The sequence below is a fragment of the Amorphus sp. MBR-141 genome, from assembly GCF_053628695.1.
Genome location: NZ_JBRJGW010000001.1, coordinates 318,646 through 332,903, shown reverse-complemented (window position 1 = coordinate 332,903; position 14,258 = coordinate 318,646). Strand labels below are relative to the sequence as shown.

12 protein-coding genes are annotated in these 14,258 nt (G+C 70.4%); 4 read left to right on the top strand and 8 right to left on the bottom strand.

The window, feature by feature from the left end; translation table 11 throughout:
• Positions 1 to 51: 51 nt before the first annotated feature.
• A complete protein-coding gene (locus ACSSVZ_RS01510) occupies positions 52 to 867 on the bottom strand; it encodes a DeoR/GlpR family DNA-binding transcription regulator (protein WP_453967826.1) in 816 nt (271 codons plus the stop codon).
• Between the two features lie 354 nt (positions 868 to 1,221).
• On the opposite strand from ACSSVZ_RS01510, the gene ACSSVZ_RS01505 reads away from it, so the two are divergent.
• The 4 genes from ACSSVZ_RS01505 to ACSSVZ_RS01490 all read left to right on the top strand — a co-directional run bounded on the left by ACSSVZ_RS01505 (position 1,222) and on the right by ACSSVZ_RS01490 (position 6,374).
• Positions 1,222 to 2,199: an ABC transporter substrate-binding protein gene (locus tag ACSSVZ_RS01505; RefSeq protein ID WP_453967825.1), complete on the top strand. Its 978-nt coding sequence runs from the start codon at positions 1,222 to 1,224 to the stop codon at positions 2,197 to 2,199.
• Between the two features lie 177 nt (positions 2,200 to 2,376).
• A complete protein-coding gene (locus tag ACSSVZ_RS01500; protein WP_453967824.1) occupies positions 2,377 to 3,477 on the top strand; it encodes a quaternary amine ABC transporter ATP-binding protein in 1,101 nt (366 codons plus the stop codon).
• Positions 3,474 to 5,474: an ABC transporter permease gene (locus tag ACSSVZ_RS01495; protein WP_453967823.1), complete on the top strand. Its 2,001-nt coding sequence runs from the start codon at positions 3,474 to 3,476 to the stop codon at positions 5,472 to 5,474. The genes ACSSVZ_RS01500 and ACSSVZ_RS01495 overlap by 4 nt, the downstream gene beginning before the upstream one ends.
• 9 nt (positions 5,475 to 5,483) lie before the next feature.
• Positions 5,484 to 6,374: a phosphotransferase gene (locus tag ACSSVZ_RS01490; protein ID WP_453967822.1), complete on the top strand. Its 891-nt coding sequence runs from the start codon at positions 5,484 to 5,486 to the stop codon at positions 6,372 to 6,374.
• Positions 6,375 to 6,382: 8 nt separating this feature from the next.
• On the opposite strand, the gene ACSSVZ_RS01485 is transcribed toward ACSSVZ_RS01490, so the two are convergent.
• The 7 genes from ACSSVZ_RS01485 to ACSSVZ_RS01455 form a co-directional block, all read right to left on the bottom strand.
• Complete coding sequence (locus tag ACSSVZ_RS01485; protein WP_453967821.1) at positions 6,383 to 7,423, bottom strand: phosphotransferase family protein; 1,041 nt, start codon at positions 7,421 to 7,423, stop codon at positions 6,383 to 6,385.
• Positions 7,420 to 8,625 (bottom strand): acyl-CoA dehydrogenase family protein, encoded by a 1,206-nt coding sequence (locus tag ACSSVZ_RS01480; protein ID WP_453967820.1) that lies wholly within the window; start codon positions 8,623 to 8,625, stop codon positions 7,420 to 7,422. The genes ACSSVZ_RS01485 and ACSSVZ_RS01480 overlap by 4 nt, the downstream gene beginning before the upstream one ends.
• A 200-nt stretch (positions 8,626 to 8,825) precedes the next feature.
• Positions 8,826 to 10,364 carry a glycerol-3-phosphate dehydrogenase gene (gene glpD, locus ACSSVZ_RS01475; protein WP_453967819.1) on the bottom strand — a complete coding sequence of 513 codons (1,539 nt, stop codon included), beginning with the start codon at positions 10,362 to 10,364 and terminating at the stop codon, positions 8,826 to 8,828.
• A gap of 120 nt (positions 10,365 to 10,484) precedes the next feature.
• Positions 10,485 to 11,294: an oxepin-CoA hydrolase, alternative type gene (locus tag ACSSVZ_RS01470; protein WP_453967818.1), complete on the bottom strand. Its 810-nt coding sequence runs from the start codon at positions 11,292 to 11,294 to the stop codon at positions 10,485 to 10,487.
• Positions 11,295 to 11,298: 4 nt separating this feature from the next.
• A complete protein-coding gene (locus ACSSVZ_RS01465; protein WP_453967817.1) occupies positions 11,299 to 12,273 on the bottom strand; it encodes a YhdH/YhfP family quinone oxidoreductase in 975 nt (324 codons plus the stop codon).
• A gap of 5 nt (positions 12,274 to 12,278) precedes the next feature.
• Positions 12,279 to 13,772: a tripartite tricarboxylate transporter permease gene (locus ACSSVZ_RS01460; RefSeq protein WP_453967816.1), complete on the bottom strand. Its 1,494-nt coding sequence runs from the start codon at positions 13,770 to 13,772 to the stop codon at positions 12,279 to 12,281.
• A 12-nt stretch (positions 13,773 to 13,784) separates the two neighbouring features.
• Positions 13,785 to 14,258, bottom strand: coding sequence for a tripartite tricarboxylate transporter TctB family protein (locus tag ACSSVZ_RS01455; RefSeq protein ID WP_453967815.1), 474 nt, complete (start codon positions 14,256 to 14,258; stop codon positions 13,785 to 13,787).

Here is a 14,258-nt window from a genome sequence, read left to right as displayed (position 1 = left end):
GGCCGGCCCATCCCCGCCCGGAGCGGTCCGGTCCCAACGATCCCGCCGTGTTCAGGGGTGCGACGCGCCCGCCATCTCCTGCCGATCCGGCGCCTCGCCCCCGTCGGAGACGGCGGTGAGGACGCGGGTCTCGTGATGCGCCAGCGCCTGGGCCAGCGGCTCGGGGGGCGGCCGGTCGCAGACCAGCGTGCCGATGCCGTCGAGGCCGCAGACGCTCACCGGCGCCTGGTTGCGGAACTTGGTGTGGTCGGCCACCACCATCGACTGGGACGACTGGGCGATCATCGCCCGCGCCAGTTCCGCCTCCTGCAGATGGAAATCCATGAACCCGCCCTCCGGGTGGATGGCGCCGATCGACAGGATCGCGTAGCGGGCGCGGAAATTGCGGATGAACTGGATGGTGGTCTCGCCGAACGCCGCGTTGTCGCTGGCGCGGATCTCGCCGCCGGCGAGGTGCACGCGGTTGCCCGTCTGGCGCACCAGCGTGCGGGCGATGTCGGTGCCGTTGGTGACGACGAAGAGATCGCGGCGGGCGAGCAGCGCGCGGGCGACGTAGGCCGTCGTGGCGCCGTTGTCGATCATCAGCGCGTCGCCGTCCTGGATCTCGTCCAGCACGCGCTGGGCGATCGCCGTCTTGGCGGCGGCGTTCAGCGCCATGCGCTTCTCGAACTCCGCCTCGCCGCTGCGCTCGGGCAGCAGCACCGCGCCGTGAACGCGTTCCACCAGGCCGCGCGCGGCGAGCGCCTTGATGTCGCGCCGCACGGTCTCGTCGGACACCCCGAGCGCCCGCGTCAGATCCGCGACGCTGCAGGATCCCGAACGCTCGAGCGCGCGCATGATCGCGCTGTAGCGGGCCGTCTTGTGCAACGATCTGCTCCTCGCCTGGCTCTCCCGGGCCCCCGGCCCGAACGCTTCCTCCACCGCATGTTCAGACATCGGTCAACCCCCGGCACGTGTCATGGCCCCATCCTCCATGAACGGTGGATTTGTGGCTTTTTGTGGCCTTTCGGTTGACAGTTGTGGTTTTTGTGCCGCAATATGTTTGGGAATTTCGAAGCTGGCGGGTACGGGCAGGTCCTGACGGGGGCCTGTCCGAACGCGCCTCGGGTTCGTTTCTGGCCGTCCCGCACGCATCCGGCGGTGGCCGTGGAGCGCCCAAGGACGCCGGTGCCCTCGCCCCGGCGGCCGTCCTGGACACCACACCGCAAGGGGAAACATGCGATGACCAGCCGACAGTCGATCACCAAGACCAGCGCCCGCCTCCTGCTCGGCGCGACGATGCTCGCCACCGCCGCGGGCAGCGCCTTCGCCCAGGGCGTTCCGGAGTCCGACGACCCGATCAAGATGACCATCAACGATTGGACCGGACAGGAAATCACCACCCGGGTCATGGGCGGTGTGCTGGAAGAGATGGGCTACACCGTCGACTACGTTCAGGCCGACTACCTCGCCCAGTTCGCCGGCCTGGAAAGCGGCGACCTCGACGTCGCCATGGAGATCTGGGAGACGACGGGCAAGGACGCGCTCGAGAAGTCGCTGAAGACCGGCAACACCGTCGATCTCGGCGAGACCGGAATGGAAGCCAAGGAAGAGTGGTGGTACCCGGCCTACGTCAAGGAAGACTGCCCGGGCCTGCCCGACTGGAAGGCGCTGAACGACTGCGCCGAGCTGTTTGCCTCGCCGGAAACCAGCCCGAAGGGCCGCTATCTCGGCGGGCCGGTCACCTGGGGCGGCCATGACGAGGAGCGCATCGAAGCGCTCGGCCTGGACTACGAGGTGATCCACGCCGGCACCGACGCCGCGCTGCTCGCCGAGGTCCAGTCCGCCTACCAGCGCAAGAAGCCGGTTCTCGCGTGGATCTACGCGCCGCACTGGGCGCCGATCCAGTTCGAGGGCGAGTGGGTCAAGTTCCCGGAATACGAGGACGCCTGCTACGACGATCCGAGCTGGGGCGAGAACCCGGACATGGCCTACGACTGCGGCAAGCCGTACGGCTGGATCAAGGCCGTCGGCTGGGCCGGTGGCGAGGAGAAGTGGCCGGCCGCCTACGAGGCCATCCGCAACTTCGACATGACCAACGACGACATGGGTGCGATGATCGGCAAGGTCGACGTCGACGGGATGCCGATCCAGACGGTGGTCGACGAGTGGCTCGACGCCCATCAGGACACCTGGAAGAGCTGGATCCCGAAGAGCTGATCCTCTTCCGCCGGGCGGGACGCAGCGCGCCCCGCCCGCCAGAGCGTTTCCAGATCAGGCCCGGGCACGACGCCGGCGGCCTGATCTGACGTATCTCGCCGGGTACCGCCATCGCTTCGCGCCCGGCGTTTGGGCCCTGCCCATCGGATTTCCCGTCCACAACCTCCGTCAGGATCTATGTCCGAAGCCACCGTCACCCCGCCCGCCAGTTCCGCGCCGCCGCCGATCTCGCCGGATTCCGACGACGAGCGCAGCGTCAAGCTCTCCTGCCGGGGGCTGTGGAAGATCTTCGGCGAGGACGGCACCCGGGAGGGCAGGCGGCTTCTCGAACGGACGGGCGGACGGCCCACCACCAGGGACCTGGACGAGGCCGGCCTGACGCCCGCCGTGCGCGACGCCTCCATCGACGTCCACGACGGCGAGATCTTCGTCATCATGGGGCTGTCCGGCTCGGGCAAGTCGACGATCATCCGCTGCCTGTCGCTGCTGTTGCAGCCGACGGCCGGTGAACTCGTGTTCGAGGGCCAGGACCTGCTCGCCTGCTCCCAGAAGGAGCTGATCGACATCCGCCGCCACAAGATGGGGATGGTGTTCCAGCACTTCGCGCTGCTGCCGCACCTCAGCGTGCTCGGCAACGTCACCTTCCCGCTGGAGATCCAGGGCATCGACCGGGCGACGCGCGAGAAGCGCGCGATGGAGGTCATCGAGCTGGTCGGCCTCGGCGGCCGCGAGCTGGACTTCCCCCGCGGCCTGTCCGGCGGCCAGCAGCAGCGCGTCGGCATCGCCCGCTCGCTCGCCACCGAGCCGGAGCTGTGGTTCCTGGACGAGCCCTTCTCGGCCCTGGATCCGCTGATCCGGCGCGAGATGCAGGACGAGTTCCTGCGGCTGCAGCGCCTGCTCCACAAGTCCATCGTCTTCATCACCCACGACTTCGACGAGGCCATCCGCCTCGCCGACCGCATCGCCATCATGAACCACGGCGAAATCGTCCAGGTGGGCACGCCCGAGGACATCGTCGTGCGGCCGGCGACGCCGTATGTCGAGGAGTTCACCCGCGACGTGGCGCGCTCCAAGGTGCTCTCGGCCCGCGCCATCATGGCGGCCCCGGCCGACGGCGCCGACTACGCCGGCCAGGTCCTGCCCGGCGACCGCATCTCCAGCTTCGCCGCCCGGCTGATCGAGGCCGACAGGCCGTTCGCCGTGGTCAACCGGCGCGGGCAGACGGTGGGCCAGGTGGACCGCGACGCCGTCATCACGCTGCTGGCGGAATCGGCATGAGCCTGGCAACCGCCGAAAATCCGCCGGCGGCAACTGGGCTGCCGGGCTGGCTGGTCTGGGCCGGGGCGCTCGCCGTGCTGGTCGGCCTGTGGATCGCCGCCCCCCATGTCGCCTGGCTGGGCGACCCGGCCGACGTCTTCGTGCTGCCGCTGAAGGGCTGGATCTCGGCGGCCATGGACTGGCTGGTCAACGATCTCTCCTTCGGCCTGTTCACCTTCAAGGAGCTGACCCGGGGGATCGCCTGGGTCCTCGGCTTGCCGCTGCAGGCCTGCATCGCGGTGCTGTCGAAGGGCTGGCATCTGCCGATCGGCGACGGCACCATCCTGTTCCCCCCGGTGCCGTGGTTCGCCGTCGTGGCCGCGGTGACGTGGCTCGGCTGGCGCTTCGGCGGCCGCGGCCTCGCGATCCTCTCTTTCCTGTGCTTCCTCTACCTCGCCGTGTTCGGCCAGTGGGCGAGCGCGATGATCACCCTGTCGTCGATTCTGGTCGCGGTGCCGGTCGGCGTCGTGGTCGGCACGGCGCTGGGCATCCTCGCCCACCGCCACGAGGGCTTCGCCCGCGTCATCCGTCCGGTTCTCGACCTGATGCAGACGGTGCCGGTGTTCGCCTACCTGGTGCCGGTGCTGTTCCTGTTCGGCTTTGGGCCGGTCTCGGCGATGATCGCCACGATCATCTATGCAATGCCGCCGATGGTCCGCGTGACCATGCTGGCGCTGCGCGGCGTGGCGCCGGAGATCGTCGAGTTCGGCAACATGACCGGCTGCACCGCGCGGCAGATGCTGTGGCGGATCCTGCTGCCGACGGCGCGCCCCAGCCTGATGGTCGGCGTCAACCAGGTCATCATGCTCTCGCTCAACATGGTGATCATCGCCTCGATGATCGGCGCCGGCGGCCTTGGCCGCGACGTGCTGACGTCGCTGCGCCGGCTCGCCATCGGCGACGGGCTGGAGGCGGGCCTTGCCATCACCCTGCTGGCGATCACCCTCGACCGGCTGAGCCAGGCCTTCGTCACCCGGCAGAAGCAGCCGCTGCACGTGGAGATGGACAAGAGCTTCCTGGCCCGCCACGCCACCGCGGTCGTCTTCTTCGCGCTGGTCTTCGCCGGCTTCCTGACCGCCGCGCTGGCGCCGTCGATCGCGCTCTATCCCCAGTCGATGGTGATCGACACCGGCCCCTTCTGGGACGAGCTGGTGCGGCTGATCAACGTCCACCTCTACGACTATCTGGACGCCATCAAGTCGTTCCTGCTGATCTACGTTCTGGTGCCGCTGAAGCGCTTCATGGTCGATGCGCCCTGGCTCGGCGTCATGGCGGTGCTGGCGGTCGCGGGCATGCGGCTCGGTGGGCTGCGCCTCGCCGTCACCGTCGCCCTGATGGCCGCCTTCATCGCCCTTACCGGCAACTGGGAGAAGGCGATGATCTCCGTCTATCTCTGCGGCCTGTCGGTGATCATCGCCAGCGCCATCGGCATCCCGGTCGGCATCCTGTCGGCCCGCCATCCCGGCATCCGGCGGATCGTCCGCACCACCATCGACACCCTGCAGACGCTGCCGAGCTTCGTCTACCTGATCCCGGTGGTGATGCTGTTCGCCGTCGGCGACTTCTCGGCGATGATCGCCATCGTGCTCTATGCGCTGGCGCCCGCCGTGCGCTACGCCGACCACGGCATCCGCAAGGTGCGCCCCAGCATCATCGAGGCCGGCACCATGGCCGGCTGCAAGCCCTCCCAGCTGCTCTGGAAGGTGCAGCTGCCGCTGGCCATGCCGGAGCTCATGCTGGGGCTCAACCAGACCATCATGATGGCGCTGTCGATGCTGGTGATCACCGCCCTCGTCGGCACCAACGATCTCGGCCAGGAGGTCTACATCGCGCTGACCCGCGCCGATATCGGGCAAGGCGTGGTGGCGGGCCTGTGCGTCGCCTTCATCGCGATGATCGCCGACCGGCTGATCAGCGCCTGGGCGGAAGAGCGCAAGCGCCAGCTTCAGATCGAGTGAGGAGGACCCATGGCTGACGCCGCGCGCGCCTCGGAACGCGCCGCCCGTCTCGACATCTGGAGCGGGCCCGTCGACCCTCAGCCGGTGACCGGCGGGATCACCAACACCAACTTCCTGGTCGAGGACGGCGGCCGCCGCTGCTTCGTGCGCGTCGGCGAGGACATCCCCGTCCACGGCGTCATGCGCTTCAACGAGCTGGCCGCCTCGCGGGCCGCCGCCGAGCTGGGCATCTCGCCGCCGGTGGTGCATGCCGAGCCCGGCGTGCTGGTGCTCGAGTTCATCGAGGGCCGCACGCTCGGCGAGGCCGACGTCCGCGACCCCCGCACGCTGCGCCGGATCGTGCCGCTCTTGCGGCGGTGCCACCGCGACATGGCGCGCACGGTGTCCGCGCCAGCGCTGGTGTTCTGGGTGTTCCACATCTGCCGGCACTACGCCCGGGTGCTCGCCGACGGTGGCAGCCGCCACGCGGCCCTGCTCCCGGTGCTGATGGCACGCGCCGACGCGCTCGAGGCCGCCACCGGCGCGATCGAGATGGGCTTCGGCCACAACGACCTTCTGCCGGCGAACTTCATCGACGACGGCGACCGCCTGTGGCTGATCGACTGGGACTACGCCGGCTTCAACACGCCGCTGTTCGATCTCGGCGGGCTGTCCTCCAACAGCGCCTTCGACGACGACCGGGACGACGACCTGCTGGGGCTCTATTTCGACGCCGCGCCGGACGACGGCCTGCGCCACCGCTTCGCCGCCATGAAGACCGCCTCGCTGCTGCGCGAGACGCTGTGGAGCATGGTGTCGGAGCTGCGCTCGGAGGTGGACTTCGACTTCGGCGCCTACACCGCCGACAACCTCGACCGGCTGGAGCGCGCCTGGTCCGCCTTCGCCCGCCAGCCCGGCTGAGGGACCGGTCAGCCGGGCCGGTCGATGACCTCCAGCGCGCGCACGGCGAAGCGCTGGGCGAGCGGCCCCAGCTCCGAGGCATTGTCCCCGGCCGCATTGCCGGCGCGGGCCCGGTCGGCGATGCCGGCGAAGATCACCCCGAAGCGGAACAGCGCGAACGCCACGTGGAACGGCGCCAGCGGCGCCACGTCGCCGGCCGCCTCCATGTAGCGGCCGACGAACGCGTCCATCGACGGGATGCCGAGGGAGGCAATGTCGAGGTCGAGCAGCCCGCCGTACTCGTCCGGCGCCGTCACCCACGGGATGCAGCAGAAGCCGAGATCGGCGAGCGGATGGCCGATGGTCGACAGCTCCCAGTCGAGGATGGCGACGACGCGCGGCTCGGTCGCGTGGAACAGCAGGTTGCCCAGGCGATAATCGCCATGCGCCAGCGCCGCGCGGCCGTCATCGACCGGCATGTGGTCGGCGAGCCACTTTGCCAGCCGTTCGAACTCCGGGCTCTTCGACCCCGACCCGTCGAGCTGGCGCGTCCAGCGCGACACCTGGCGGGCGAAATAGGTGCCCGGCCGGCCGTAGTCGCCGAGCCCCACGGCGTCAGGATCGACGGCGTGCATGCGGGCCATGGTGTCCGCCATCGCCATGTAGATCGCCCAGCGCTCGGCCGGCTCCAGCCCCGGCAGCGCGCAGTCGGAGAACACCCGGCCGTCGACCCGCGCCATCAGATAGAACGGCGTGCCGATGAGGTCCGGGTCCTCGTGGATGAGGATCGGCTCGGGAACCGGCACGCCGGTCGGAAACAGCGCCCGCAGCACCCGGTACTCGCGCTCGATGGCGTGGGCGCCCTTGAGGATCTCGCCGGCCGGCTTCTTGCGCAGCACCATCCGCCGCGCACCGTGGTCGAGGAAGAAGGTGGGGTTGGACTGGCCGCCGCCGATCCGCTCCAGCCGCATCGTGTCGGCCGGGCCGAGCTCGGCGTCGAGGAACGGCTTCAGCACCGCCGCGGCGACCTCCGGCGCGCCGTCCGCCGGTGCCGTCGGTGGTCGCGTCATCCCTGCACGTCCCACGCCCAGAAGCCGGTCTCCTCGGCGTCGAGGGTGCGGTTCAGGACCATCTTGTGGACCTCGTCGGCGCCGTCGACGAGGCGCGCCTGGCGGGCGTAGCGGTAGATCCATTCCAGCGGCGTGTCGGTGGAGTAGCCGCGCGCGCCGTTGATCTGGATGCCCGTGTCGGCCGCCTTGTGCAGCAGGTTGGCGACGTGGACCTTGGCCATCGAGATCTCCTTGCGGGCAAAGCGCCCCTGGTCGAGCTCCCAGGCGGCCTTCATCACCAAGAGCCGGCCGATCTCGATCTGCATGGCCAGGTCGCCGAGCATCAGCTGCACCGATTCCCGGTCGGCGAGCCGCACCCCGAACCCCTCGCGCCGGCCGGCATACTCCCGGGCGATCTCGACGCAGCGCTTCGACAGGCCGAGCCAGCGCATGCAGTGGGTGAGCCGCGCCGGGCCGAGCCGCGTCTGCGTCACCTTCAGGCCCCTGCCCTCGCCGACCAGCACGTTCTCCGGCGCGATCTCCAGCCCGTCGAACACGATCTCGCAATGGCCCCCGTGCTCCTCCGGCCCCATGATCGGAATGCGGCGGACGATGTGCCAGCCCGGCTGGTCGCGGTGGAACAGGAACGCCGTCAGGCCGTGGCGCGGATCGTCGGATGTCCGCGCGATCAGGGTGAAGTGGGCGGCCTCCTCGGCCCCGGTGATGAACCACTTGCGGCCGGTCACCACGTAGCGGTCGCCGACGCGTTCGGCGCGGGTGCGGATCATCGACGGGTCCGAGCCGCCGCCCGGGTGCGGCTCCGTCATGGCGAAGGCCGAGCGCACCGATCCGTCGGCGATCGGCCGCAGCCATGTCGCCTTCTGCTCGGGGGTGCCGAGCATGTCCAGCATCATCATGTTGCCGTCGTCGGGGGCGGCGGAGTTGAATACCACGGGGCCGAAGATCGACCGGTTCATCTCCTCGTAGCAGACCGCCATCGCCTGCCGGTTGAGGCCGTGGCCGCCCTCCTCCCGGCTGAGCTGCAGCGTCCACAGCCCGGCGGCGCGCGCCTTCGCCCGGCACGCCTCCAGCGGCCCGTGGGCGATGTTGCCGTGGCCGTCGTAGGCGTCGGGCTGCGCCTCCAGCGGCAGCAGCTCGTCGGCCACGAAGGCGGCGATGCGGCGCCTGAGCTCCTCGACGTCGGACGGAATCGTGAAATCCATGCAGGTCCTCCCGGATCCCCGCCGCCGGTCTTCTGCGGATCTCGCGTGAGCCCGCGCGCCGGCTGGTCGGGGGCGGCACGGTCGCCGCCGTCTCCGTGACTAAAGCAAATCCGGTCCGGACAGAAGCACCCCGCGCGAGCCTCGGTCCGCGCCCGCTCGGAGCCGCGCATTGGCGCACCGGTCGGCGGCCGTGCGCCGGCTCAGGGGGCGGAGAGGGTGCGCACGGGTTCGGCGTCGCCGAGTGCGGCCCGGAGCCCGGCCAGCTCGTCCGCCGTCATGTGCAGCCCGAGCTTGGAGCGCCGCCACGCGATGTCGTCGGCGGTGACGGCCCACTCGTTGGCGCGCAGCCAGGCGACCTCGCGCTCGCTCAGGCCGGCGCCGAAGTCGCGGCCGAGGTCGGCCGGCGTCTGCACGCCCTCAAGGATCCTGCGGGTCTCGGTGCCGTAGGCGCGGACCAGCCGGGCCACCAGCGGACGCGGCAGCGCCGCATGGGCGCCGTGGATCGCGTCGACCAGCGCCTCGGTGCCGTCGACCGGGAAATCGCCGCCCGGCAGGGTGGCGCCCGCCGTCCACGGCCTGCCGCGCGTCTCCCCCAGGGCTGCGCCGATCTTCTCCAGCGCGGTTTCCGCCAGCCGGCGGTAGGTGGTGATCTTGCCGCCGAACACGTTGATCAGCGGCGGGGTGCCGTCACCGCCGTCGATCTTCAGCACGTAGTCGCGGGTCGCCGCCTGCGCCGCGCTCGCCCCGTCGTCGTAGAGCGGCCGCACGCCGGAATAGGCCCACGCCACGTCGTCCGGCGTGACCGTGCGGGTGAAGTATTCGTTCGCCGCCGCGCACAGATAGGCGGTCTCCTCGGCGGTGATCGCCACCTTCGCCGGATCGCCCGAATAGTCGCGGTCGGTGGTGCCGATCAGCGTGAACTCCCCCTCATAGGGAATGGCGAAGATGATCCGCCCGTCGGCGTTCTGGAAGATGTAGCAGCGGTCGTGGTCGTAGAGCTTCGGCACGACGATGTGGCTGCCCTGCACGAGCCGGACGTTGTGGGACTCGGCATGGGAGGCCGAGGCGATCACCCGGTCGACCCACGGCCCGCCGGCGTTGACCACCAGCCGCGCAGTGACGGTTTCCTCCCGGCCGTCGGCGTTCACCAGATCGACGGCCCAGACGCCGTCCCGCCGTTCCAGCCCGACCACCTTCGTCCGGGTGCGGATCTCGGCCCCCTTCTCCTGCGCCGAGCGCGCGTTCAGCACCACCAGGCGGGCATCGTCCACCCAGCAGTCGGAATACTCGAAGCCCTTGGCGTAGTCGCCCTTCAGCGGCCGGCCGGCCGGATCCTGGCGCAGGTTGAGCGTCCGGGTCGCCGGCAGCTTCTTCCGCCCGCCCATGTGGTCGTAGAGGAACAGGCCGAGGCGCAGCAGCCAGTCGGGCCGCAGGCCGTCGTGGTGCGGCAGCACGAAGCGCAGCGGCCGGATGATGTGCGGCGCCATCGACCACAGCACCTCGCGCTCCATCAGCGCCTCGCGCACCAGCCGGAACTCGAAATATTCGAGGTAGCGCAGCCCGCCGTGGATCAGCTTGGTCGACCACGACGAGGTCCCGCTGGCGAGGTCGTTCATCTCGCACAGGAGCACCTTCCAGCCGCGCCCGGCGGCGTCGCGGGCGATGCCGCACCCGTTGATCCCACCCCCGATGACGAGGATGTCGAAATCTGCGTTCGGACGTTCTGTGGTGGCCGTCATGACTGCCGGATGTCGTCGGATGCTGCGCGAGCGCCGGAAGGCGGCGACCACTTCGCTAACACGACGCGCGCCGGGACGCGATCCGCGCCGTGGCTTTCGACCGCCCCGCCCGACCCAAGCTCAGAACTCCGGCCGGCGCTTGTCCAGGAAGGCGGCGATGCCTTCGGCTGCCTCGGGATCGGCCCGCGCGGCGTTGATGGCGTCCGCCTCCAGCTCCAGGCAGTCCTCCAGGCCCGCCGATGCGGTCGCGGTCAGGAGCCGCTTGATCCGTCCGATCGTCCGGGTCGGCCCGGCCGCCAGCGTTTCCGCCATGTCGAAGGCGGTGGCCAGCGCCTCGCCGCCATCGACCAGCCGGGTGACGAGGCCGAAGGCGTGCAGCCGCTCCGCCGCGATCGGCTGGCCCAGCATGCAGATTTCGTTCGCCAGCTGGCGCGGCATCGCGTCGTGCAGGAACCGCGTGATGCCGCCGTCCGGCGTCAGGCCGATGCGGACCTGGGCGGCGGCGAAGCGGGCGTCCCGGGCCGCGACGACCAGGTCGCAGGCGAGTGCCAGCGCGAAGCCGATGCCGGCCGCCCCGCCCTCCACCGCCGCGATGACCGGCTTCGGCAGCCCCACGACGGTGCGGATCATCGCCGCCAGCCGGTCGGTCACCTCGACCCGCTCCGCCGGGCTCATCTCCACCGTGCGCCTGAGCGCCCGCATGTTGCCGCCGGCCGAGAAATAGCCGTTGGCGCCGGTGAGCACGACGACCCGCACCGCCGGGTCGTTCCCGGCCCGGGCGAGGACATGCGTGAGGGTCGGATTGACGTCCGGCCCGATGGCGTTTCGGGAGCCGGCATCGTCGAGCGTCACGACGAGGATGCCGCCGCGTCGCTCGCGGCGCACCACCGGGCTGTCGGTGCCGTCTGCCGGGAGAGAGGTCGGGCGCACCCGCCTACTCCGGGAAGGCGACGAGCGTGCGCCCGTGGATGCGCGACGCGATCATCTCGCCCATGTAGGCCGGCAGCTCCTCCAGCACGATCTCGCGGCCGAGACCATCGAGGTCCGCCGGCTTCAGGTCGCCGGCAAGCCGGTCCCAGATCGTCTGGCGCAGCGGCATCGGCGTGTCGGAATTGATGCCGATCAGGGTCACGCCGCGCAGGATGAACGGCAGCACGGTGGTGTTGAGCGCGATGCCGGCGGCGTTGCCGATGCTGGTGACGATGCCCTGCACCGCAGCCGTGCGCAGCAGCCATTCCAGCTGCGGCCCGCCGGCGGTGTCGACGGCGCCGGCCCATTCGGCCCCCTCCAGCGGCTTGCGGCTCGGCTCGCGCGGTGGCGAGCGGACGTCGGAGGCGCCGAGGCCGCGCAGGAAGCCCTCCTGGTCGGTCTTGGAGGTGACGGCGCTAACGGTGAAGCCGCGCTTCGCCAGCATCGCGACCGCGAGCGAGCCGACCCCGCCGGTGGCCCCGGTCACCGCGACCGGGCCGAGATCGGGCGTCAGGCCGGCGGCCTCCATCTTGTGGACGGCGAGGGCTGCCGAATGCCCGGCGACGCCCAGCACCGCCGCCTCGCGGGGCGACAGCCCTTCCGGCAGGCGCACCAGCCAGTCGGCCGGCACCCGCACTCGCTCCGCGAAGCCGCCGTCGTGGCTGACGCCGATGCCGCGCCCGTGGGCGATCACCCAGTCGCCCGGCTGATAAGCCGGATTGGCGCTGGTCTCGACCTGACCGACAGCCTCGATGCCGCCGACGCACGGATAGCGGCGGATGATCGGCGCCTTGCCGGTGCCGGCCAGCGCGTCCTTGTAGTTGACGCCGGCGAAGCGGGTGCGGATGACCACGTCGCCCTGGTCGATGTCGTCAAGCGACAGGTCGACGATGCTGCCGCACGGCCCCTCGGCCGTTTCCTCGATCCGGTATGCCTTCATGGCTTTCATCCGTGGTTGGGGCGCGCCCGCCGCTCGCGCAGGCCGCGATAGATCGGCCAGCCGACGAACAGCGCGGTCATGACGAACAGCACGAGCGCGATCGGCTGGGAGAAGAAGGACAGGAAGTTGCCGTCCTGCAGGATCATGCCCTGGCGGAAGCTCTGCTCGATCATCGGCCCCAGCACGAAGCCGATGACGATGGGGGCGAGCGGAAACCGCCCGAGCCGCAGCAGGAAGCCGGCCAGGCCAGCCGCCAGCGCCACCACCAGGTCGAATGGGTTGTAGTTGACCGTGAAGGTGCCGATGGCGATCAGCACCACCACCGCCGACAGGAGCAGCGGCTCCGGCATGCGCAGGATGCGCGAGAACACCGGGCAGAGCAGCACGCCGAGCACGTACATGGCGATGTTCACGAAGAACAGCGCCACGAAGATGAAGGTGACCAGGTCAGCGTTCTCGACGAACAGCCGCGGTCCCGGCGTGACACCCTGGATGACCAGCGCGCCGAGCATCACGGCGGTGATCGGGTCGCCGGGAATGCCCAGCGACAGGGTCGGCACGAGGGCACCGGAGGTGACGGCGTTGTTGGCGGCCTCCGAGGCGATGACGCCGTCGGGCTCGCCGGTTCCGAACTTGTCGCGGTTCGGCGAGGTGCGCTTGGCCTCGGCGTAGCTGATCATCGAGGCCGCCGTGGCACCGATGCCGGGCAGGATCCCGGTCCAGGTGCCGATCATCGACGACTTGAACAGCACCTTCCAGCGCCGGCCGAGCTCGCGGATCGCCGGGAACTCGAAGCCGCTGCGCGGCACGTCGGCCGCCACCGCGGCGTGGCGCTCCGACACCCGCCAGAACACCTCCGAGAGCGCGAACAGCCCGACCAGGAACGGCACCAGCCCGATGCCGGCGGACAGCTCGAACGACGAGAAATGCAGGCGCAGGTCGCCGGTCAGCGGATCCTGGCCGATGGTGGCGGCCAGCAGGCCGAGGAAGCAGGCCGCCCCGCCCCGCAGCAGATCCTCGTTGGCGACCGAGATGACGCAGGTGAGCGCGAACAGGCCGAGGGCGAAATACTCCACCGGACCGAACTTCAGGCCGAGGCGCGCCAGCAGCGGGGCGGCCGCGATCAGCACCAGCGTCGACAGCAGTCCGCCGATGAGGGAGGCGGTGGTCGACCAGCCGAGAGCAAGGCCGCCCTTGCCCTTCTTCATCATCGGGTAGCCGTCGAACAGCGTCGCCGCCGCCTGGGGCGTGCCCGGCGTGTTGATCAGGATCGCCGAGATCGAGCCGCCGTAGACCGACCCGACGTAGAGGCCGAGCAGCAGCATGATGCTCGCCTCGGGCCCGAGCACGAAGGTGAGCGGCAGCGCCAGCGTGATCGCCAGCACCGAGCCGAGGCCCGGCATGGCGCCGATGATGATGCCGGCGCCGGTGCCGGCGATCATGAAGAACAGGATCGACGGGGTGGCGATGGTCTGCAGCGCCTGGAGGATGCTGTCCATGTCAGGCCCGCCTCACAACCAGGCGAAGAGTTCGTCGAGGCCGAAACCGGGCGGCCGGATGACGAAGATCTCCGCGAAACAATACCAGACCAGCGCGACGAAGATGACGGTGACCAGGCCCGTCACCAGCGGGCGCCGGTAGCCGAGCAGCACCGTCATCGCCGGCAGGAAGACGACGCTGGCGATCAGGAACCCCGCCACGTCGAACAGCAGGAAATAGGCCGACACCACCGCCGCGACCGCCAGGAAGCGCCCCCAGACGGGGGTGCTCCCTCCGTTGTCCGCGCGCCCGGCCAGCCCCCGCACGATCAGCCCGATCGAGGCCGCCGCCAGCAGGACCAGGATCAGCCGCGGATACCAGACGGGATCGCGGGCGATTTCGGCGTGCGCGAAGCCCTTGCCCACGGTCTGGGCGTAGAGGACGGCGGAGGCGCCGAGAAGGACGCCTCCGCCAACCAGATCCGACATGCACCGTGGCATGGGCAT